The organism is Nonomuraea sp. NPDC049709 (assembly GCF_040674815.1).
In the GTDB taxonomy this organism is placed as follows: Bacteria; Actinomycetota; Actinomycetes; order Streptosporangiales; family Streptosporangiaceae; genus Nonomuraea.
In genome coordinates, this window is record NZ_JBFANM010000023.1 from 62,355 (window position 1) to 83,760 (window position 21,406).

Annotated in this window: 16 protein-coding genes and 2 pseudogenes; 9 read left to right on the forward strand and 9 right to left on the reverse strand. The window is 69.1% G+C overall.

The genetic code is table 11. From position 1 onward, the window contains the following. Window positions 1-54: 54 nt before the first annotated feature. A complete protein-coding gene (locus AB0J69_RS23960) occupies window positions 55-3,390 on the reverse strand; it encodes a S8 family peptidase (RefSeq protein ID WP_364121055.1) in 3,336 nt (1,111 codons plus the stop codon). A gap of 91 nt (window positions 3,391-3,481) precedes the next feature. Here AB0J69_RS23960 and AB0J69_RS23965 point away from each other — a divergent pair, with 91 nt between their 5' ends. Continuing rightward, the gene (locus tag AB0J69_RS23965; protein ID WP_364121057.1) at window positions 3,482-4,504 is read left to right on the forward strand and encodes a helix-turn-helix domain-containing protein; all 1,023 of its coding nucleotides are present in this window, start codon (window positions 3,482-3,484) and stop codon (window positions 4,502-4,504) included. Between the two features lie 367 nt (window positions 4,505-4,871). Here the strand turns inward: AB0J69_RS23965 and AB0J69_RS23970 are convergent, their stop codons facing one another. Together AB0J69_RS23970 and AB0J69_RS23975 are read right to left on the reverse strand one after the other, a co-directional pair. Beyond that, window positions 4,872-5,084: a hypothetical protein gene (locus tag AB0J69_RS23970; protein WP_364121060.1), complete on the reverse strand. Its 213-nt coding sequence runs from the start codon at window positions 5,082-5,084 to the stop codon at window positions 4,872-4,874. Between the two features lie 275 nt (window positions 5,085-5,359). Further along, the gene (locus AB0J69_RS23975) at window positions 5,360-6,703 is read right to left on the reverse strand and encodes a HAMP domain-containing sensor histidine kinase (RefSeq protein ID WP_364121063.1); all 1,344 of its coding nucleotides are present in this window, start codon (window positions 6,701-6,703) and stop codon (window positions 5,360-5,362) included. Between the two features lie 804 nt (window positions 6,704-7,507). Here AB0J69_RS23975 and AB0J69_RS23980 point away from each other — a divergent pair. Beyond that, window positions 7,508-7,675 carry a hypothetical protein gene (locus tag AB0J69_RS23980; RefSeq protein ID WP_364121065.1) on the forward strand — a complete coding sequence of 56 codons (168 nt, stop codon included), beginning with the start codon at window positions 7,508-7,510 and terminating at the stop codon, window positions 7,673-7,675. Between the two features lie 302 nt (window positions 7,676-7,977). On the opposite strand, the gene AB0J69_RS23985 is transcribed toward AB0J69_RS23980, so the two are convergent. Then, window positions 7,978-9,588 carry a hypothetical protein gene (locus tag AB0J69_RS23985; protein WP_364121067.1) on the reverse strand — a complete coding sequence of 537 codons (1,611 nt, stop codon included), beginning with the start codon at window positions 9,586-9,588 and terminating at the stop codon, window positions 7,978-7,980. An 898-nt stretch (window positions 9,589-10,486) separates the two neighbouring features. Between AB0J69_RS23985 and AB0J69_RS23990 the strand changes: the two genes are divergently transcribed. Continuing rightward, complete coding sequence (locus AB0J69_RS23990) at window positions 10,487-10,609, forward strand: hypothetical protein (RefSeq protein WP_364121070.1); 123 nt, start codon at window positions 10,487-10,489, stop codon at window positions 10,607-10,609. Between the two features lie 253 nt (window positions 10,610-10,862). On the opposite strand, the gene AB0J69_RS23995 is transcribed toward AB0J69_RS23990, so the two are convergent. Further along, window positions 10,863-11,054, reverse strand: coding sequence for a hypothetical protein (locus tag AB0J69_RS23995; protein ID WP_364121073.1), 192 nt, complete (start codon window positions 11,052-11,054; stop codon window positions 10,863-10,865). Between the two features lie 1,119 nt (window positions 11,055-12,173). Between AB0J69_RS23995 and AB0J69_RS24000 the strand changes: the two genes are divergently transcribed. Beyond that, window positions 12,174-12,749 (forward strand): hypothetical protein, encoded by a 576-nt coding sequence (locus AB0J69_RS24000; RefSeq protein ID WP_364121305.1) that lies wholly within the window; start codon window positions 12,174-12,176, stop codon window positions 12,747-12,749. Window positions 12,750-14,297: 1,548 nt separating this feature from the next. On the opposite strand, the gene AB0J69_RS24005 is transcribed toward AB0J69_RS24000, so the two are convergent. Continuing rightward, window positions 14,298-15,788: a carboxylesterase family protein gene (locus tag AB0J69_RS24005; RefSeq protein ID WP_364121075.1), complete on the reverse strand. Its 1,491-nt coding sequence runs from the start codon at window positions 15,786-15,788 to the stop codon at window positions 14,298-14,300. A gap of 97 nt (window positions 15,789-15,885) precedes the next feature. On the opposite strand from AB0J69_RS24005, the gene AB0J69_RS24010 reads away from it, so the two are divergent. Then, window positions 15,886-16,485 carry a TetR family transcriptional regulator C-terminal domain-containing protein gene (locus AB0J69_RS24010; protein WP_364121078.1) on the forward strand — a complete coding sequence of 200 codons (600 nt, stop codon included), beginning with the start codon at window positions 15,886-15,888 and terminating at the stop codon, window positions 16,483-16,485. Window positions 16,486-16,735: 250 nt separating this feature from the next. Here the strand turns inward: AB0J69_RS24010 and AB0J69_RS24015 are convergent. Then, window positions 16,736-17,397: pseudogene (locus AB0J69_RS24015) on the reverse strand (Tn3 family transposase); the annotation flags it as partial. Window positions 17,398-17,622: 225 nt separating this feature from the next. Here AB0J69_RS24015 and AB0J69_RS24020 point away from each other — a divergent pair. Together AB0J69_RS24020 and AB0J69_RS24025 are read left to right on the forward strand one after the other, a co-directional pair. Next, window positions 17,623-17,775: pseudogene (locus tag AB0J69_RS24020) on the forward strand (site-specific integrase); the annotation flags it as partial. A 130-nt stretch (window positions 17,776-17,905) separates the two neighbouring features. Beyond that, window positions 17,906-18,115 carry a hypothetical protein gene (locus tag AB0J69_RS24025; RefSeq protein WP_364121081.1) on the forward strand — a complete coding sequence of 70 codons (210 nt, stop codon included), beginning with the start codon at window positions 17,906-17,908 and terminating at the stop codon, window positions 18,113-18,115. A gap of 145 nt (window positions 18,116-18,260) precedes the next feature. Here the strand turns inward: AB0J69_RS24025 and AB0J69_RS24030 are convergent, their stop codons facing one another. Then, window positions 18,261-19,466, reverse strand: coding sequence for an ABC transporter substrate-binding protein (locus tag AB0J69_RS24030; protein WP_364121084.1), 1,206 nt, complete (start codon window positions 19,464-19,466; stop codon window positions 18,261-18,263). 177 nt (window positions 19,467-19,643) lie between these two features. On the opposite strand from AB0J69_RS24030, the gene AB0J69_RS24035 reads away from it, so the two are divergent. Then, window positions 19,644-19,892 carry a hypothetical protein gene (locus AB0J69_RS24035; protein ID WP_364121087.1) on the forward strand — a complete coding sequence of 83 codons (249 nt, stop codon included), beginning with the start codon at window positions 19,644-19,646 and terminating at the stop codon, window positions 19,890-19,892. A 36-nt stretch (window positions 19,893-19,928) separates the two neighbouring features. Beyond that, complete coding sequence (locus AB0J69_RS24040) at window positions 19,929-20,381, forward strand: hypothetical protein (protein ID WP_364121090.1); 453 nt, start codon at window positions 19,929-19,931, stop codon at window positions 20,379-20,381. Here the strand turns inward: AB0J69_RS24040 and AB0J69_RS24045 are convergent. Further along, the gene (locus AB0J69_RS24045; RefSeq protein ID WP_364121092.1) at window positions 20,302-21,174 is read right to left on the reverse strand and encodes an IS5 family transposase; all 873 of its coding nucleotides are present in this window, start codon (window positions 21,172-21,174) and stop codon (window positions 20,302-20,304) included. The two genes, AB0J69_RS24040 and AB0J69_RS24045, sit on opposite strands and share 80 nt — an antisense overlap. Window positions 21,175-21,406: the final 232 nt, after the last annotated feature.

A 21,406-nucleotide genomic window follows, 5' to 3' on the forward strand; every position in this document is an offset into this window, starting at 1 on the left:
ACGTCAGGGTCAAACCCCGCCGCGTCCGGAGAGCGCGGCGGGGTTCGCGGTGACCTACTTGATGGCGTAAGCCTTGATCATGGTCTCGTCGAACGCGTTGCCGCCGGCGTCGGCGGCCTTGACGCGCAGCGACGCGTACTTGCCGCGCGAGCCGGCCGGGTGCCAGGTCTCGGCGGCGTAGGCGTCCTTGCCCGAGCGGTGCACCAGCGTCGGCAACCAGGTGCGGCCGTCGTCGTAGGAGATCTCCACCGTGAGCTTGGTCACCTTGAGATCCGGCGAGCCGTCCTGGCGCTGGATCTCCAGCGGGATGCGCATGTGGCCGACGGAGGCGTTGTTGCGGTCGTCCAGACGCGGACTGATCTTGACGGCTATCAGGGGCAGCAGCTGCTCCTCACCCGCCTTGGGGCTCTTCGACTTGAACCGCCACTCGGTGCTGATCTGCGTGTAGGGCTTCGACATGACTGTGCCGGCGGTCATGGTGAGCCGGTACTCCGTCTCCTTGGGGTCGTCGGGCACCTTGAAGAGGCTGTACCACAGCTCCTCCATCTCCTCGCCCTCGCGATAGAGCTTGATCTGGGCGTGCTCGGCGAGCAGGGTGCGGTCCGGCCTGCCGTTCTCCATCACCTGGGCGGAGAGCTCCAGCATGTTCTCCTTGCGGTAGGAGTGGCTGCCGTTGTGGGTCAGTCCGACCGCGGCGGTGCCGATGTTCCACCGGTCGGAGGTCTTGCCGGCGCGGTAGAAGGCGGCCTGACCGAGGACGGCACCTTCGACGTTGTCGTACTCGTCGCGTGGCACCGGCTTGTACTGGACGAAGGTCGGGGCCCAGCCGCTGTCGCCGGGCGTGTAGTACTCCGTCCGGTGGAAGGGGAGCGAGAACCGCGACACCGGGCCGTACGGCATCCACGGCACGACCGTGCCGTGGAGCACGGGCAGGGCCCAGTGCTCGCCCTGCCTGTCGTCCCGCTGAGCGCCGTACGTCGCGCCGACCTCGGCCAGGTCCTGGCGGCGCGGGCGGTAGCCGGGATCGGCGGGAATGCCCGGATCGGCCTTCATCAGGTGGTAGATGTACGGGCTGTCGTCGTAGGTGCCGTCGCCCTTCGGCTTGGCCCACTGCGTCCACCGGGCGAAGGCGAAGTTCTTGCTCACCGTACGGTTCGTGGGGATGGCCTTGAAGCCCTCGAGGCGGGCGGCTCCCAACGAGCCGGACAGGTCGAGGTCCACGCCAAGGGGCGAGCGGCATTCGGGGGTCTGACCGCAGTCGACGGACTGGAGCAGGCTGAGCATGCCGACGGCCAGCCGGGCCGTCGGCTCCTTCGTGCGCACGTCCACCGGCTTGGCCTGGCGGGCGTCGGAGGCGAAGGCGCGGTCGGCGTCGAGCGTGAACTCCGGGTCCGCGGCCATCACCGTCGTGCCGTCGTGGTCGAGCATGAGGGTGATGATCGAGTAGCGGCGGCCCTTGTCCAGCCGCAGATCGAGCGCGCCGGTGGCGATGTCGTAGTTGACCTGCTTCTTGGTCTCGAGGTCGATCAGACCGGCGTAGGCGACCTTGGCCGGTTCGCCGTCCGAGCCGGTGAAGGACAGCTTGACCGCGTGCCGTTCCTGCATGACCCGCATGCCGATGCCGGTGCGCACGGAGACGTCGCCGCCCGTGGCGATGACCGTGCCGCTGTACATCCCGACCGCGTCGGCCTCGGCGGTCACCTCGACCTGCGCGGTGCCGTGCGCGGGCACCTCCACCGTGGTGGCGCTGAGCTTGAACGGCGTCACCGCGTTGCCCTGGCCGTCTTTGGCCGTCACGCTCAGGTCCAGCCGGACGGCGGCGTCGCCGTCGTTGCGGTAGGTGAGCGTACGCTTGGCGGGCGTGGAGTGGGGCAACTCGGTCTCACCCATGCCGAGAGAGGCCGGCTCGGAGGTGACCAGCTGGGCGACGGCGCGGGCGACGTCCACCCGGCCGGTGCCCTGGACGTAGGCGCCCAGTTCGTCGCCCGGCGCGGTGGAGGCCATCAGCGCCGCCTTGATGCGGTCGGCCTTCCAGTCCGGGTGCAGGCCGGCGAGGATCGCCGCCGCTCCGGACACGTGCGGGGTGGCCATGGACGTGCCGCTCATGGGGGTGTAGGCCGGCGCGCCGTCCATCGGGAAGCCGGTGCCCTCGGCCCTGGCCGCGACGATGTCCGAGCCGGGCGCGATCAGGTCCGGCTTGACCGCCGCGTCGCCGGCGCGGGGGCCGGTGCTGCTGAAGGTGGCCAGAGCGTCGTGGTCACGGTGGGAGGCGCCGACCGCGAGCGCGCGGTCGGCGGTCGCCGGCGAGCCGAGCGTCTGGGGGCCCTGGTTGCCGTTGTTGCCGGCCGCGACGACGAAGAGGGTGCCGTACTGCTCCGACAGGGTGTTGACGGCCTGCTCCAGCGGGTCGTCGCCGGGAATGTCGGGGGTGCCGAGGCTGAGGTTGGCGATGCGGGCGCCATTTTGCGCCGCCCACGTCATGGCCTCGACGATGCTGGAGTCCGGGCAGGACCCGCTCTGGTCGCAGACCTTGGCGATCAGGAGCTTCGCGCCGGGAGCGACGCCCTTGAACCTGCCGTCCGAGGCGGCGCCGGAGCCGGCGATCGTGGAGGCGACGTGGGTGCCGTGGCCGTTGGTGTCGCGGACGTCGGGCTCGGTGGTGAAGTTCTCGGCCTTGGTGACCAGGTCCTGCAGGTCGGGGTGGTCGGCGTCGTAGCCGGAGTCGAGCACCGCGATGGTGACGTCCTTGCCCGTGTGGCCGGCCTCCCACGCCCGCGGCGCGCCGATGTGCGGGACGCTGACCTCGAGCGACAGCTTGGCCTTGCCGTCCAGCCAGATCTTCTCCGGTCCGGACGCCGCTCCGGCCTGTGCGGTCAGGGACTTCCACAGCGTCCCGGCGCCGGTGCGCGGCTCGCTCTGCGCGGCACCGTTGATGGCGGGCAAGGGGCGCCCGCCCGCGACGCGCGGCGCGGCGGTGCCCGCGGGGTAGGTCACGATCAGCGGGAGCGCCGGGCTGGCCGCGTCGTCGTAGCCGAAGGCGGCGAGCTGGGTGACGTTGAACAGCCGGGGGTCCAGCCGGCCGGCGGCCAGCAGGGGCATGGCGTCCGCGGGGACGATGCTGAGTCCGTCCTCACCCCGGCGGTGGATGAAGTCGACCTTTTCCCTGCCGGGGCCCGGCTTCACGGTGAGCTGGTCCTGCCGCGTGGGGAACGGCCGAAGGGTGACCTTGTCGCCGGTGATGAGGGTGATCGTCTTGGGCGGTCCAGCTTTCGCGTCGGCTTGCCCCGCCTGAGTTGGGGGCGGGGTAGGAGCAGGGGTCGCCTGGGCCGGCGTGGCGGCCGCTGCCAGGGCCGTGATCGCCATGCCGACGAGGGCGGTTTTCTGTAGCACGACGTTGATTCTTAACCGGTTCTAAACCATGAGGACAAGGAAAATTAGTGTCCTGTTGCGGCGTGCGCCGGATCCGGCCAGGATCGTAGGCATGTTGGACGACGACCCGGCGCTGGAAATAGTGGGAATCACCGCGTTCGAAGAGCGCGTCCATCGCGCGGTGCTCGCCTCTCCCGGCATCACCCTGCAGGAACTCCTCCTGAGGAGCGGGGAGAGCGCGGCCCGCATCCAGTCCGCGTTGGCCAAGCTCCGCGCCAAGGGCCTGGTCACCCGACTGCCGGGCCGCTCGCCCCGCTGGACGGCGACGAACCCCGGGACCGCGCTCCGGTCGCTGGCGCGCGGCGTGCTGAACGATCTGGAACGGCTGGCCGACACCGCCGACGCGCTGGAGGTCGCCTTCCAAACCATCGGCCAGGACCCGGAGGAAGCCGGTCAGTTCGAGGTCCTGGCCGGCCCGGAGCAACTCGCCCGCTGGTACGTCCGGCTGCAGCAGGAGGCCGAACACGAGGTGCTGATCTTCGATCGGCCGCCGTACGTGCTGGACTACCGCAACCCGCTGCAGGACGCCCGCCTGCGCGACGGCGTCCGCTACCGGACCATCTACGCGCCGGAGGCGTTCCAGCACACGGGGGCGCTCGACCAGTTGGACGACATGCTGGAGTCGGGCGAGCAGGCGCGGGTCCTGCCGGGGCTGCCGTTCAAGATGGTGCTCATCGACAGGCGGCAGGCGATCATGCCGATGCACCTGGACCCGCCGCTGACCCGCAGCGTGCTGATCAGGGGATCCACCATGGTCGTGGCCCTGGTCGAACTGTTCGAGCGTCTGTGGCGGGAGGCGGTGCCGATGTACCCGCGGCCCGCGGACGCGCCCGGCGCGCCGGAACCGGCCGACGAGCCGGGCCAGGGTGAGGGCCAGCAATGGGCGGAGCTCAGTGTGGAGGATCGCCGGCTGCTGGCGCTGCTCGCGGCCGGGCTTAAGGACGACGCCATCGCCCGCCAGCTCGGCATGAGCCCGCGCAGCCTCCGCCGCCGCCTGCGTCCTCTCATGGACGCGCTCAGGGCCGAGACCCGTTTCCAGGCGGGCGCCGAGGCCCACCGCCGGGGCCTGGTGTGAATCGTGGTGGAACCATCCAACCGGGCACGGGCCACGGCGGGCTGAACGGGCGGCCGCCACCGGAAGCTCCAGCTCGCACGCGCCCGGCCTGGGCCTTCCGGACCTACCCGTCCAAGACCGTGACCGAGTCGGTTCAAGGTGCTCGGCGGCTTCCACGTCCCCGCCGACGGGCTCGCCGCGGCCGTCGCGTGCGGCCAGGCGCAGGCCGTGCGGGCCACCGAGCGCGGCGCGCAGAACCGTGGAGTGGGCCTGCCGTTAAGGAAGCTGCTACCAAGTACATGCGAGCGTATTGAGGCTGGTCAGTGAGCTCCTCGTCACCTGCTACCGGGTCTTTCGCAGAATCCGAGACGTGCACGGTCGCGTACGGTCAGTATTGATCCGATCTCGGGGGTCGGTCCGGCGGCGGCCAGGTGGTCGTCAACGCCGCGAGAAAGCCGGATACGACGTGGCGCGTGTAGTCGATGAAGACGAGTTGGGTGGGAACTGGACGCTCCTCGATGAGGAGATGGCGCTGTCGGCGGGACGGCGAGGGCCGACGAAGCTGGCCTTCGCGTTGATGCTCAAGTTCCATCAGCTCCACGGCCGGTTCCCCCGTGGCCGGACTGAACTGCCCGACGACGCAGAGTCGTTCTCGCTGACTGAGGCCTCATAGCCGCCAACGGCTTCCTGACGAACCTCCTCCCAAGTCTCCGGATAGGTGCCCCACAGGTTGCTGACCGGCTACGTAGTTCGCTGGACTGCCCAGATAACGATGGGTTGCGGCCGAGCTCGGTGACGTCGAGCATGCCGGTCTCGTTATGCCGCTCTCGACCGGCGATGTGAGCCAAGATGGCGGGCCGGCGATCAGTCCGGCGGTCAGTCCACCAAGGGCATGCGCAGCACCAGGCACGTTCCTTGACCGGGGTCTTCGATGGTCAGGGTGCCTCGGTGGGCGTGGGCGATCTCGCGGCAGATGGCCAGGCCCAGGCCGGTGCCCTTCGGGTCGCGCTCGCGGGACGCCGGCAGCCGGGCGAAGCGTTCGAAGATGATCTCGCGGTGTTCGGGGGCGATGCCGGCGCCGTCGTCGAAGACCGCCAAGATGGCGGTGTCGTCCTCGGCCCGGACGGTGACGGTGACGGCGGTGGCGGCGTGGCGCTGGGCGTTGTCCAGCAGGTTGGCCAGCAGCCTGGCGATCAGCAGCCGGTCGGAGGAGACGACCACGCCCTGCGCCAGGTCGGTGCGGATCGGGACGCGGCCCGGTACGCGGCGCTGAAGCTCGGTGCGGGCGAGTTCGGCCAGATCGGTGCGCTGGTGCTGGGCCGACCGGTCGGCGTCCAGGCGGGCCAGGGTGAGGATGTCCTCGGCGATGGCCTGCTGGCGTTCCACGTCGCTGAGCAGCTCTTTGGCCATGCGCGGCCAGTCGACCGTGTCCGGGTCCAACAGTGCTTCTTCCAGTCGCAGGATGGCGCCGGTGATCGGGGTGCGCAGGTCGTGGGAGGCCTCGGCGGTGAAGCGCCGCTCGCGTTGCACGGCTCCCTCCAGCAGTTCCAGGGTGTGGTTCACGATGGTGGCCAGGTAGCGGATTTCGTCGTGATGCGCCGGGACGGGCACGCGGTGCCCGAGGTCGGTCGCGGTGATCTCGGCGAGCTCGGCGGTCATGTCCTCCACCGGACGCAAGGTACGGCCGACGAGGTGATACGTCCCCAGCGCCACAACGGCCAGCCAGAGCGCCGAGCCGGCCAGGAGCCGGGCCACCAGCTCCTGGCTCCCGTACCACGGGGGATCCGGCAGCGCGCTGTAGACGATCAGGTCGCCGCCGGGGGCGGGAACCCACATCGCCGCGACCATCATGCACCGGCCGGGGAAGCCGGGTACGGCGCACAGTCGCCGATCCATGGCCGAGTGGCGCCGCGACGGCACGAACATGGCCATCCGCGGCCGGCCCTGGAACCGGCCGCTCGCCGACACCACCCGTCCGGCACGATCCACGAACTGCATCGCGGCCACTTCCCAGACGTGCAGAACCGGCGGCGGCGCGCGGTGCGCGAACCGATGCACCATCTCCAGGTCCGCGCTGTACAGGCGCCTGAGCCGGTGATCCATCTCGTGATCGTGTCGATGATCCAGGACCAGCCATGCCGTGAGCACACACAGCACCGCCGCCACCATGGTGGCCAGCATCGTCACCCGCGCCCGGATGGACCACGTGGGCCACCCCACACGCCTGAGGCTCGCAGTTACCTGCGATCCCATGTGCACGACCCGCCGGATCAGGTCCCGTACGGCGTGCTGCTGCCCACCTCGATCATTGGGCACATTCTGCACAGCAGCACCCCCGTTCGGTGGTCCAGGGCAGCCCCATCTCCGGGCACCTTTCCCCTGACCAGCGGAAACAAGCTTGCCGCGGGCGCGGGCCGTCCCATGTAGGCCCTCCTCTCGGGTCGATGTGATGAGCCCAAGGTGGAGACGCTTCCGCAGGCCGGCTGAGGGGGAGTGGGGAGTTGAGCAATGTGAGCAATCCACCTCCGCGCCGGTGCCAGGTGGATGGAATGGGTGTATGGGCCTTATCCGGTACTCTTCCCGCCCGTCCGCCCGAGCTGCGGTCGATGTGGTGGTGGGCTCTTCCCGCCGTTGTACTGGTCGGAGCGGCAGTCTGGGGTATCAGCGCCTGGTTGCTGCAGGACGTGGGCAAGCTGGACATCGACAGGCAGGTTGCCACCCGGATCGAGGCCGTCCGGACCGCGCTGGCGGCCGGCACCGGTGCCGGCGCCGCGGTGACGTTGCTGCTGGCCGTACGCCGCCCGCGGTACCAGGGGGTGACCGCCGCGCACACCACACACGACGCCGCCGAACGCCGGGTGACCGAGCTCTACGGCAGGGCCGCCGAGCAACTCGGCAGCGACCAGGCTCCGCACCCTCCTTCGGGGGTGAGCTGCGGCCTGGTCGCCCATACGGCGACCCGGCAGGTGGCCTCCGGACTCGACCCGCACCGCGAAGGCTGGACGCTGCACAAGCTGCGGCACAGTGCGCTGCAACATCTCGCCCAAGCCGGCCGTACCGGCGCCCGAGCTGCAGGCCAAGAGCCGCCACCAGCACCTGGCCAGCCTCGGCCGCTACGTCCGCCTCGGCGAGGAGGCCTCCGCCCGCATCACCGCCGAACACGACCCCGCTGCCCGTCGGCGCTCGCGCTAACAGTCCGGCGTCCTATCCCGCACCACGCGGTGTGTTTCTGGCGTACTCCGGTCGTGCCCCCAGAGGCGTGTGCGAAGTGAATCGGGCGGAGTCTGGATGACGCGTGCGATTCAGTGTGCCTGGCCATGTCATCCCGAGAGGGGAGAAACGTTCATTCTGCCCGCAAGAAGGCTGAACGGCCGAACTACGCGGCGCCCCCAAGCAGGTCCAGCTGGCCCCGACCGCCACCGACCCCGAGACCTGCCGCCGACTGTGGGAGGTGTCCGAACGCCTGACCAGCGTCCGGTGCTCCCTTCCGCCGCTCACGGCTTCACCTTGAGCCTCTTCTTCGACGCGCCCGGGAACACGACGACCAGGTGCTCCTCCCCTGTCTCGCCGAGCCGCACGTAGACCCGGAGCCGGTAGCGGCCCTTGCCCGCGATCGCCAGGTTCGGCATCGGGGCGCCCGCGCCCACCTCGCCATCGCCCATCTCCGGCACGCTGAGCCGGCCGCTGCGGCTGACGATCGGCACCTCGTTGACCAGCTCCCACCCGGCCGTCCGCAGTGGCGGTGCCGTACGGAAGGCCTTCACGGTGAGGCACAGATCGGACACGTCCTCGACGTGCCCGACGAGCACCGTGCTGCCGGCCACCCCGATGGGGGAGCCGTCGTCGTCGTAGAGCTCGTCCACCGCCCGGTCCATCGCGCCTTCGGCCGCTTCGTCCTCGGGGTCCTGGACCACATAGCCGTGATCACCGTCGACGAACAGGAAGTAGTTGGCCGTGGCCTGCACGACACCCTTCCGCCGGGGCCACGGGTCGCGGCACTTCGCGTTCGCCTCTGCGATGTAGGAGTCGTTCGCCGCCTCCTTCTCCGCGGTCGACCGCAACAGCTCGGGACGGGTCGCTCCGATGATCTCCGGGCAGACGTAGACGAGTTCCCACGGGTCCGCGCCCCAGACGGGCCGCTCGCTTCCGGCCCGCTTCAGAATCGCCTCCTGCTCCTCGAGGTCCTTCGCCCGGCACAGCGACCGTCCGTACGCGAGAACCCCCTGGTCCGACAGGCTGTCGGGGAACATGGGGGGCACCCCGCCAGCCGTGTTCCGAGCCAGGCACAGGAACATGGCGTCGCGTTCCTCGGGCTTCAGGTCGCCGAAACTGGGCCGGTCATAACACTCCGTCGACCAGCCGGAGTAGGAGAGGTGCGCGGACTGCTCCGGGTGGATCTGTGTGATGACCGGCAGCACGGCCACGGTCGCCACCGCGACCCGGAGCGCACGCTGCCGCCCGGGCCGGAGGTCGGTCAAGCGCTCCTCAGTGGGCAGTTCACGGGCGGTCGCCGCCATCCACACGAGGCTGACGAGTTGTACCGCGTCCATCACGACCCACACCACCGTGTGGCCGCCGGAGATGCTCTCAAGGAGAATGTTGAGCGGGAGCGCCAGCGCGAGCACGCCCACCGACAACCATCCGGCGGTCAGCGTGCCGCGGCTCCACCGGCCGTCACGCCACTGCCCTATGACCGTGATGACGATCGCCGCCGGCCCGCTCAGCATCAGCAACAGCCCGACGCCGCCGCTCAGTGGAAGCTCCAGAAGGTCCAGCTGGTCGAGCAGATCGTTGGCCACCCTGGCCAGCTCGATCGCGAACAGCACGCCGGCCCCCGTGCGCAACAAGCCGGACCGCCATCGGATGACGAACAGGTAGAGGACGTCGATCGCGGCGAACAGCACGAGCTCGAACGCCAGATCAACCCCACCGGGGAACAGCGCGATCGGATACCAGAGGAAGAGGGTATACGCCACCGCCAGATAAAGCAGCCAACGCAACGCCGTCGCCTGGCGGTTCATCGGTCCCGGCACGGGCGCGCGCAGGATCAGCCACAGGAGCGCGGCCTTCACCAGAGCGGACACGAACATCGCGACAGTCGTCACAGTGTCGAACCTGCCGTGTTCGGCGAACCCCGCATAATTCGGCGGTGTCCACGTGGCGGCCACCCAGAGCCAGGCGTCACCAAGCACCAGGCCCGTGACCGCCGCCACGACAATCAGACCGACTATTACGGTCCTGACAATCCGCCATAACCCACCCGGAAGCATGGGACGCGATCTTAGCGCCGCCCACCGACAGGGCGCGATTTCCTGATCGCCTCTGCCGGTTGGCTCCTCGACACCGGGAATGGGGTTATCAAATCAACAGGGGCGTCGCACCCGTCAGAGCGTTTGTGAATCTCACCGAGCGTACACAGGAAGTGGCCACCGTACGGATAACGACTTTCTCGGGAAGCCAGCCAATGGCGCGGGCAATACCGGCGTCCCGCAGGTCATCGCGGATACGGCCGGTGAGCATCGCGGCGACGTCCGGCCCGTGCCGGCTGCGGGAACTGGATCTCCACGGTGCCGAGGACTTGTCCGGTGCTCACACCGCCCGATGGTCGTCTCTCGCGGGGCGGCCGGTAGAGATCCCAGACCCGCGGCTCGGCCTCCCGCACCCGCACATGGCCGTCTTCGCCCACCATGGCAACGTACGTGTGGTGGCGTCAGCAAGCCGGATCCCGGGCGCGGATCTGAATCCCAGCACCGCGCTCCGGTCTTTCAGAGCCAGGGAACATGCCGTACGTGCCTGACGAGATCATCCGACTCTGACCTGCGGGAAGAGGCCGAGAACCCAAGATAAGGCCGGCGCTGGCGCTGCGCCTGCCGGCGAGTCGGAGCATGGAATTCCCCTTGATGCTCGCCGTTCTCTTCGCCGCCGCAGTGGTGGCTGTCACCGCCCGGCCCGTCGTCGTCTGGGGGCGCACCTTCCTGGCGCGGGCACCGCCTCCTGCCGGCCGTGACGCTGCTGCCGTTGCAGCCGGTGCTCGGCGTGGGCGTCGGTGTGCTGCTGATCACCCAGTGGGACCACGTCGACGGCAACGGCATGGTCTTCGGCGTCATTGCCACCTCGCCGGGCTGATCGCCTTTGGCATCGTCACCGGCGTGCAGGAGCTGCGCCGAGCCCGGCGCCGCTGACGGCCGGGCCCGAGCGACTGCGGCGTGACCAGCTATTTCGCTTGACTACCCCAGATAACGATCGCTTTCTGTTCTTCGTTCTAGACGCCGGCCCCGGACCGTTTCGCTGACCTGCGGTGGCGCATGGCACCGCGGCGGCCGCGAAGGCCTCGCCGGCAATGAGCTCGGCGCCGATGTCCACCAGCCACGGCCTCTCATCATCGATCACGTCCGCCGTCGTCCTTCTTCCGCCCCCTGAAGGCAAAGCCCAAGGCCACGCCCAGGGTGACACCCAAGGAACCCCCGATGGCGAGGTTGTCCAAAGCGATCCCGAAGACGGGGCCGAAGACCAAGCCGAGGCTGATCCCGAAGAAGAACCTTGCGTCCCGAGGCATCTTCTTGCTCGCCATCGCATCTCTCCCAGGGGACGTGGGCGCATGCCGCTCACCAAACCCTATGCTCCGGCCTCTTCGGTGACTCGATCCATCGCCTCTGCCTCGCTGACGTGGTGGCCGCAGTTCTCGCACACGCAGTAGCCGGCCCGCGGTTCCCACTCCAGGCGCCGCAGTCCGCGTCCTGGGCAGCGCGCGTGTGTCTGTCCGGGCTCGCCGTCCACCAGGCGCCGCAGGCGGGTTCCCAGGAGAGAGCCCAGTCCATCGGGCCGAGCTCCACTGGGGCGCGCTCCTCGTCCTCGACACTGGACAGGACGGTGAGCCCGTCGATCGCCAGCAGCGTGTCCAGCTTGTCCACCAGCCACGTCACCGACCTCGACCGCACCACTCCCGACCGGCCGGCGGGCACCAGGTCCGCTAGCTCCAGCCGCTCCCCACGTCCCGGCGCAGACGCAGCAGCTCCCCGTCAGCGTGTGCACGATCTCGGCTTCCCGCGACATGCTGCCGTGGGGCCTGGTCCCCTTCACCCGCGACCACCTGGTCTGCGCATTCACCACGCCCGGCGGCACGTCTCCCGTCAAAGCGAGCAGTGCAGCGGCTCCCCGGCCGCCACGAGACGACCGGCATCAGCGGCTCCGCCGGAGGCTCCCCCCTTCCCGCCCTCAGCCAGCCACCGATCCACCGCATCCGCATGCGCCTCCCGAGCGTGAAGAAACGCGCCCCACACCCGCCGTGCCTCACGATTACGCGGCCCCCGCACACACCCGATCCGACATCCCGACCTCCCGGCCGCCGCACCCCACGAAACCAGGACACCCTACGACAACCGGGAAAGATCAAACCATTCGGCAAGAACGCCGTACCGGCAGACCTGCCCCGGGCACCGCGGCCTGAATGGTGAGCGCTTCGTGGACACGTGTCCAGACTGCGGGGAACTCCGGCCGCCGCTGAGCTATTTCCACTGGCGCTGGCAACTCTATTGCCACCAACTGCGGCGCACGGAGCAAGAAGCTTCCGCTACTGTAAGTCGCAAAACATTCATAAATTGCCCTGGCGAAGCGTGCCACAGCAGCGAACGGCAATCACTAAGAGCTATTCTTCACGCGGGTAAGAGGACACGCGCAACAGGAGAATGACATGCACAAGATGGGAAGATTCGCCGCAGTTCTGGCTCTCTCAGCAGGTGGCGCAGTTATCGGTAGCAGCGGATCGCCAGCACTGGCAGACCCTCACCCGATCATCGATATCGTCGACGACGTCGTCCCGAACGCGAACGTCCTCCCGAATCTCATCCCGAACCCGAACATAGCGCCTTCAGTGTTGTGCCTTCCCGGGGCGCGTAACAACAATTCCATCAAGGGCGACCACAACCAGGTAACCACCAGTCAAACCAACAACTGTACACAGAGTGCGCAGCAGGCCACCACGCCGCCGACGAGTGGCGTTACCGGCTACGAGGTCGTCGCGGAACTGACATCGTGCGCAGTTGATGACAGGACCTGTGAATCTACAGCGAGATGCCCAGAAGGGAAAAGCGTTCTCGGTGGAGGATTCCGCCTTTTCCCGGGCGGAACTGATGGACCGACCACCACTGCAAACCACTCCTTCTCCGACGCCACCGGATCCGGATGGTTTGTCGAAGTTACCAATCTCCCGGCGGGGATCCTAGTATTTGTCCAGGCGTATGCCGTCTGCGCCAACGTGACGCCATAGCAAGGGAAGGGTGAGGGGCCACGGAGATTCCGGACAGCCGTCTTTTGGTCGCAGCTCATGTGGCTGTTTGGGTTGAAGGGGCTCGTTGAGTACTTCCACGGGTGGCCGATAGCCAAGCGCCGAATGCAGGCGGCGGTGGTTGTAGCACCCTTCGATGTAGCGGATGACCTGCCGTCTTGCCACACGTCTTCCAACACCCGAGCCGGCGCTTCGATAGTCGTCGCGCTCTCCGACGCCAGCACATGGCTCTGGCCTCCCGGTAAGCCAGCGCTGTGAGGCCCAGGGAAAGTCCGGCCACTACACGCACACCTTAGTTGCCAACTGCATCTCCGGAATTATCCCCCGGTGGCCCGCCTCGCAGGCGGTCGCGGCCGCAGAAACACCACGGCGCTGGTGCGGATGTTGACATGGGAGCACGGCATGGCCGGTGTTCAACGGTCATGAGGGTGCCTAGGTAGACGGTCTTGGGTTGTCTCGGCTGGTGGCCATCAGAAATCCAGGCTGATGGTGTCGCCCGCGTCCGCGTCCGCTCGACACCTACGCCTGCTGCGCCGCCGTATCCTGCGGCAGCGAAGATCACTCAACGCCACCGCCGACTGTCTGAGAACATATTCCGGTCCAAAGTGCCTTCACGCCCGCCTGGCGGCGCCCGTGCGGGTGCATCGGACGCCGCAGGTGGCGTGGGGAGGAGGGTGCCTCAGGTGACGGTGAACATGAAGGCGCCCGTCAGGGGGTTGTATGCGTTTTTGTAGAGGTACCAGGCTGCGTAGGTGCCAGGGCCGGGCAGGGCGGTGGTGGCAAGGGTGACGCTGCCCGACGCCCCGGGGGTGTGCTTGTAGACGAGGGAATTACCGGTGCCGGGCTTCCTGTCGGCGGGGTACAGGCCGATCCAGTTCAGGGCGTCGACGGTGCCGGGCGGGGTGGAGTACTGCAGGGCGATGTCCGTCCCCCTGACGATCGACTGCGTGGCGCTGGTGAGGGTGCTGGCAAGGGCCGGCGCCGCCGGCGCGATGGCGGGGCTTCGGGGATGAGGTTGTAGTAGGCGGCGAGGCGGCTCACGATGGTGTCGGCGTGGGGGGTCAGGCGGGGCAGGTGTGTGGCGAGCGCGGTCTTGGTCGCCGCCCTCACCTGGTTGTAGGTGGTGGTGGCGCCGGTCAGGTAGGGCTTGAGGCGGTGGATGAGCTCGTAGTCGCTGCGGTGGACAGCACGATCTTCGAGGGCGGGCTCGACTGGGTCAGGTGGTGGCCGCTAAGACCGGCGTCCCTCACCGTCGCGAGAACCAACTCCGCCGCGCCCAGCTGCGCGCCGCTGATCGTGGCCAGCGTGTTGAGTGCTGCGTCCAGAGCCGCCTGGTCTGGAGCCGCTGCCGTACGCGCTGGTGCGGCGGAGGGAGGCGGAAAGCGAGCCCATCCGAGCCCTGGCCGGGATCATCCGTGACCTGGGCCCTCTCCCGGCTCTTGATGTCGTCCGTCACCCTCGCCAATTCGCGCTGGTCCCCGATGGGCAGGTGGGTGGCGGCGTCGCAGTCGTAGGAGCCGACCCGGACAATTACGAGAGATCGAAGGGGGCGGGGGAGTGGCCTTCCCAGATCTGGCGGGATGCCTGTTCGGGGTAGGGCAGAGTCTTCGACTCGGTGTCCAGGACGCGGGTGAGGTGCCCGCCGGGCCGGTGGGCGGACCAGCCCGCGTCGCCGGTGGTGACGAAGCGGACCCATGCCTCCTGGAGTTCGCGGGAGAGCGCGACGGCCTCGGGAGTGGGCTCCTCGCCGATGAGCTGGGTGCCGACGGGGCTGTCCAGCGTGCCGAACGCCAGGGGCACGTCGAGGCTGTGGCAGGCGCCCAGGATGCCTCCGAGGGCCGGGGCAACCCAGCACAGTTCGAACAGGTACGAGGTGCCGCCGGCTGCGGCGTTCGCCTCGGCCAGCTTCTGTGACGGCATGCGGAAGAGGGCGTCGGAGTACACCGTCTCCACCAGCTCCTCCGGGCCTGCCTGCGGGAACGCGGCACGGTAGGCCCGCGCGCCGTCCGGCTGCGGGGCGTGCAGTTCCAGGGCTGCGCGGGCGTCCTCCTCGGTGAAGGTGCCGTACCGTCCGCTCATGACGCTGAAGTACCGGAATTCGTCCCGGGTGTGGCCGACGAGCAGTTCGGTCCCGCTCGCGCGCGCGCCGGTCAGCGCGAGCCAGGGCGTTTCCGGGAGGACCTCGCCGTCGACGACGGGGCACAGCGCGGTGCCGGTCTCCGTGAGGCGTCCCCAGCTCTCCCGGTGCGCGTGGAGGCCGGCGTTGAAGGAGGTGAGCTCGGCGGCCAGGTGCCATGGGTCGATGTCGCGCAGGGCCTCGGCGGTGGGGGCCGCCGCGCCGAGCCGGTCCGCGAACGCGGCGGTGACCTGCCGTGCCAGCGCGGGGGTGCTGTGCAGCCCCGGCACCGAATGGGCGATGGCCCGCCGGAACAGTCCGCGCGCCGGCTTCATCGTCAGCAGGGCGGCGACCGACCCTGCCCCGGCAGACACCCCGGCCACGGTGACCCGGCCGGGGTCGCCTCCGAAGGCGGCGATGTTGCGCTGCACCCACTCCAGCGCCGCGATCTGGTCGAGGAATCCGCGGTTGGGCGGCACGTCGTCGAGGAACGCGAAACCCTCCGCGCCCACACGGCAGTTGATGGTCACCACGACGACTCCCGCCTCGGCCAGCGCTGCCGGGTCGAACATCGGATCGCTCGACGCCGCCGAGAGGTAGCCGCCCACGGGGATCCACACCAGCACCGGCAGTCCCGCCGCGCCGGGATCCGGAGTGCCGACGTTGAGCGTCAGCCAGTCGGTGCCCTGCGGGGGCACGTCGATCGGCAGGGACAGCGGCACCACGGGGCCGAACTCGACCGCCTGCCTCGTCCCCTCCCAGCGGTGCGGCGGCGCGGGCGCGGCGAAGCGGAGCGCTCCGACCGGGGGCTGGGCGTAGGGGATGCCGCGGAACACCGCGTGCCCCTGCCGCCGGCGCCCCTGCACCACACCTTCCGTGGTCCGTACCTTTGGCTGTTCGGACATGACGATTCCTTCCCTCGAGTGGACCCCAGGATTATGGGTCAGGTGTATTATGTCAATCGTATTGGAACAGTCCCGGGATACGGGGGAGGGGCCGGCGATGCCGAAACAGGTGGATCACCGCGGACGCCGCGAAGCGATCGCCCGCGCACTGTGGCGGGTGGTGGAGCAGCGCGGCGTCACACAGCTGACGATGCGCGTGGTGGCGCAGGAGGCGGGCATGTCACTCGGGCAGCTGCAGCACTACTTCGCCTCCCGGACCGCCATGCTCTCCTTCGCCATGGACTTCGCGTCCGAGCAGACCTCGGTGCGCGTACACCAGGGGCTCGAAAAGCTCGGTGACCGTCCGCACCCCCGTGACGTGCTGCGACTGACGCTCGCGGAAATGCTCCCCCTGCATGCCGACGCCCGCGCGACCAGCCGGATGAGCGCCGCCTACGTCCTGGAGGCGCTGCACGACGAGGCCGTGCACGAGCAGGCGCGCCGCGGCCTCGGCCAAGGGCGGGCCCTCGTCGAGCAGCTGGTCCGCCAGGCGATCGCCGACGGGCACATCGACTCCGGCCGCGACCCGGCGACCGAGACGAACCTGCTCCTCGCCCTCACCGGCTTCACCTCCCTGATCGAACTCGACGTGATCGAGCCCCAGGACGCGCTCGCCGCGATCGACGTGCATCTGGACCGGCTGTTCAGGAGTACGTGACCTGCCCCGGACACGGGGGCAGGTGGGGACAAGATCAGCTCTAGTCCGGCCGCTCCCCGGCCTGGTGCCATCTGACCGGCCACCTCTATCTCGGCACCGCGCCCCGGCAACGACCGTCCCCTCTACGCCCTGAGCGTCCGCGCCGACGCCCGCCGTACCGAGCCCCATGCACCGTGGCGGTCAACCACCGACTGACCCTCACCCAGCTCCATGTTCGCGCGGCCTCCTGATCAGTTCCCTGAACCGACGCTCAGCTGCTCTCGTGGGCGCCGTCATGGAAGGGACGCAACCCCCCGGCCACATCAGCTCGGGAGAAGGCGTAGCGGCCCAGGAAGTTGATGTGGTCATACTGGATCGGCGACAGCCGCGCGCACATCTCATCGGTGACCGGGAACCCCTGCTCGCGCAGGTGCTTGACAGCAGCATCCAGATACAGGCTGTTCCACCAGATGACCGCGTTCAACGCCAGACCCAGACTGCCCAGCTGATCCTCCAAACCTTCGCGGTAGCGCTGGCGCAGCTGGCCCCGGTTGCCGAAGGCGATCTTCCGTGCCAGCCGGTGGCGGGCCTCCTGCACGTTCAGCTGGGTGCCGATCATCCGTCGGTAGCCTTCGTCGGCGATGAACTGCAGCAGGTGCAGCGTCTTGGAATGCGGCCGTAGTGCGCGAACGCCTCGCCCAGGCCGGTGGTGCGGCCGTCGGCCGACAGCATCCGGATCAGGTCGTAGGCGCGCGCCGTGCCCATCGTCAGCGAGCCGGCCACCCGCAGCATGTCGCCCCAGTGCGCGCGGATCTTGTCCAGCCGGATGGTGTGGCGGGACATGTGCTCCAGCGGCCCGTAGACGGCGCGGGTGTTGGTCCGCCACAGCCGGGTGTCGGCCAGGTCGGCAATACGCGGGGAGAACTGGTAACCGCAACTTCGGGGACCACGAACTGCAGGGCGTCGCGGACTGGGACGGCGACGGCCACCAGGTAATCATCGCCGGATACCTCCTGACCCTGCCGGACCAGTTTCCGGACCTGTGGCTCCATCCCGGCGAGGGTCTGCGCGGCTGGAGCGCGCACGGTCGCCAAGACCACCATCCACCGACTGCTGTCCCGCCGCGACATCCCGCTCCGGGAGAAGACGCTGTGGCGGATGCTCTACGAAACCGCCGCCCGAGCCGCCGAAGTCCTCGCTCTGAATGTTGAGGACCTCGACCTGGAGCACCGCCGAGCCCCGGTCCGCTGCAAGGGCGGCGGGACCGAGTGGGTGTACTGGGACAGCGGGGCCGCACATCTGCTGCCCCGCCTGCTCCGGCTGCCCGACGGCAGCACCCGCACCCATGGCCCGCTGTTCCTGTCCCAACGCCGCCCCGTCCCGGCCCGCCGGTCCGCGGCCGGCGACATCTGCCCGCACACGGGCCGCGCCCGCCTGGGCTATGACCGCGCCCGCGTCCTACTGGACACCTACACCGGGCTCGACCTGCCACAGCGCCGCCACCCACCTCGGCGAGGCCGAGGTACCGCTGCAGCTCATCATGGGCAAGACCCGCCACAAGAGCCCCCGCACCGCCATGCGCGACGTCAAACCCGGCGCCGAAGCCATCGCCAAGGTCACCGAAGTCCTGGCACCCCGCCGTACCCACTGATCAACCGAGTGGCGGCTCGCCGCAGCTCTGGGAGTTCCGTGCCTTTATGGTCTCTTGCCGCAGGTCAGAGCCTGCTGATCTCTTCTTACACATGTGGCACGTTGGCCGATCTTCACAGCAAGTGGACGGGGACGATCAAGGAGTGTCAGCGCGTGGGCGTGAGGTCAGCCTCGACGGCCACCTCGGGCAGGCCCGTGTTGGTCACGATCGCCAGCTCGCTGCGATGGCGCCGTCCCGTCTGCCACTGGCCGCCGGCCAGCGGCACGAGTGCCACGTTGGGGGTCGGACCAGCGGTCCAGTCGAGTGTTCCGGCGATGGTGTCAAGCCGGGTACGGCCGACCGTCGCGGCCACCGAGCGCCGACAGGTCGGATCGTCGGCAGTGGCCAAGACATGGGCGGCCACTTCCAGCAACGCGTGGGCGAGTCCCAGGGGCTGCAACCATCGGTTGCCTGTGCGCTGCTCGTAGGCGTCGGCGAGTTGTGCGGTCGTCGTAGCATCCAGGCTGGAGCGGTATGGGTGGCGCGGGGACCAGTAGATCAAGGTAGCCACGCACGCCCGAGCGAGCGCGCTCTCCTCGGCCGTGCACGGGTAGGCCAGCCAGCGCGAGGAGGTGATCAGGCGAGGCCGTAGTCCCTGCTCGATGGCCTGCCGGTAGAAGAGCCTGAGATCGGCCTCGGTGGCGGCGCTGGTGACCACCTCGATGTCCTCGTCCAGGAATTGACGGATGTGCCCCTCGAAGCCGTCGGCAGGCTCGTGATAACTCCCCGGGTCGTTGATGACGTGGCCTCGCGCCCGCGCGCGGGGCAGGAAACCGTACCCGGGATGGCGCAGCAGCTGTCCCTGCAGATCGTCGTTCCATACGCAGCCCACGCGGGGACGCGGCATACAGCGCTGCCACAACTCGGCGAAGACGTCCGCGATGTCGTCGAGGCCCCAGGCGAAGTGGTTTGTCCAGGTGAAAGGCCGCGAGGGATCGCCGCCGCGCCCATACACGAAACCCTGCCAGGGGAACGCGGTCGAAAGGCACGGCACGCCGAGTTCCTCACACGTGTCGGCCACCGCGGGCAACACCTGGGTGCCTGCCATGGTCACCACGATCTGGGCGTTGTCCAACTGGATGAGGTCCCGTACGGCCTGGCGGGCGGTGACCGGGTTGGAGCGGCTGTCGCGCCAGGCCAGCCGCACGGGATAGCGGTGTCTACCGTTGATGATGTGACGCAGAGCGGGGCGCAAGAACTCGATGGCGAAGGTGAGGGGGTCACCGAGCCGCGACAGCCTGCCGGTGTGCGGAACGACCGCTCCCACGCACAACTCCCTGCCGTATTGACCGGCCGCATCGCTGCTCGTCATGCACTTATAGTAGCGATACCGCTACTTTGTGTACCCAATGGGGTGGGTGACCGCGAACAGTCGACGGCCGCCCAGGCCAGCCTCACCACGCCCGGCCATGTGCCTTACGTGCCTGACAAGATCACACCTCCCTGACCTGCAAGAAGCGCCAACAACCCAAGATAACGATGGGACCAGGTGCGGCGGCTGCAGGACGAAGCCGAGCGGGCCACGGGCATCGACGCCTGCCCGGCCGGCTGGCCCCGTGCCCAGGACGATGGGCTGCCGCTGCCGTGGGTCACGCCCGTGCTCGACGGCTGGGAGGTCATCCTGGACAGCCCCGCCCTGGCCAACCGGCGGCTCAAGCCCGACACCGATCACCGCATCCGCGTGGCCTGCACCCGGGGCCGCCCCGCACCCCTGATGCCGTGCAGGAGCAGCGCGTGAACGCGCGCTCACCGCACTCGTCCAGGAACACGGCTCATGAGCCGCGCGGCGGAACAACGGCTGCTGGAACAGGCCGGCGCCAGCGCCGGGATGTGGCGCGCCGCCCACGCCGGCCAGCGCGACACCTGGACCTGCGCCAGCCTGCGCGAGCTGCTGCTGGCCCAGAACCGCCTGTTCACGCCGGCGCCACAGCCGTCCCGGTTCGCCTCCGGCCCGCCGGGCACGTGCTTCGCCATTGCCACCCGCGTGGCCGACGACCACGAGGACCCGCTCGACGTCGAAGGCATGGTGCTGGCCGACGGCGTGCCGTTCGCCTTCGGCCACGCCTGGTGGGTCAGCGCCGCGAGCGATCACGTCATCGACTCCACGCTGCCCGCCGGGGCTGGCCTGGCCTACCTCGGCATCGTCCTCACCGAGGACTACCGCCCGGCGGGGGATTACGCGCGTGTGACGCTCGCGGTTCAGCACGTCCTGACTTCGTCGAATTGAGGTGGTGGTCAGGTATTCGTAGCCTTTGGCCAGGCGGCGATACTTGCCCAGCCAGGCGAAGGTCCGCTCCACCACCCATCGGCGGGGGCACGAGCGAGAACCGGGAGACCTGCTGAGGCGGACTCCCTTTCCTGGCCCAGGTGTGGCGGAATCCGCTATCACGCCGGACGACGATCTGCAGCGTCACGCCGAACTGATCCAAGATCCAGCCGATGAACTCCTGGCCACCATAGCCCTGATCCACCCAGACATGCTTCAGACGGCGCACGAGCTCGCCGGCGCGGGCCAGCAGCACGACCGCGCCATCGCGATCGTTGACACTGGCCGGGCTGACGCAGGCGGTCACCACAGTGCCGAGCGTGCCGACCAGCAGGTGCCGCTTGACCCCCGGCACCTTCTTGCCGCCATCGTAGCCATGCAGGCCGCACCGGTCGGTGGCCCGCACGCTCTGGCTGTCGATGATGCCCGCACTGGGCGTGGGATCACGACCGCCACCGACGCGATCACGCTCGCGTAAGCAGGCCAGGATCTGTTCCCAGCGGCCCTCGATCCGCCAGATGCGCCAGTAATGGTAGACCGTCTGCCACGGCGGCAGGTCATGGGGCAGCAGCCGCCAGGCACAACCTGCCCGCACCCAGTACGCCAGCGCATTGACGCTCTCCCGACGCTCATGAACAGCAGGCCGACCACCCAACTTGGGTGCCGGGATCAGCAGGGCGAGCACTTCCCACTCGCGATCGGACAGATCGGTCGGGTACGAACGCCGAGGACCATCGCACGCCTCCAGGCTCACGCCCCCGACACCTGTCAGCATGACTCGCCGGCCCCTTTTCAGACACCCTCTACGCAGCGGTGAGATGTCCGAACGGTCACCGGCTGCCGCTGGTCGGCTCGGGTGCTGCAAGAAGACCGCGAAGCGGCGGTCAGTGGTTGCGATGATCTCGATCTGCGGCCGTACGCCTGCGGCGGAGCTCTCCACCGCGGCGGGCCGCGAAGGCCGATGCCGTCGAGAAATGCCGCCTCGC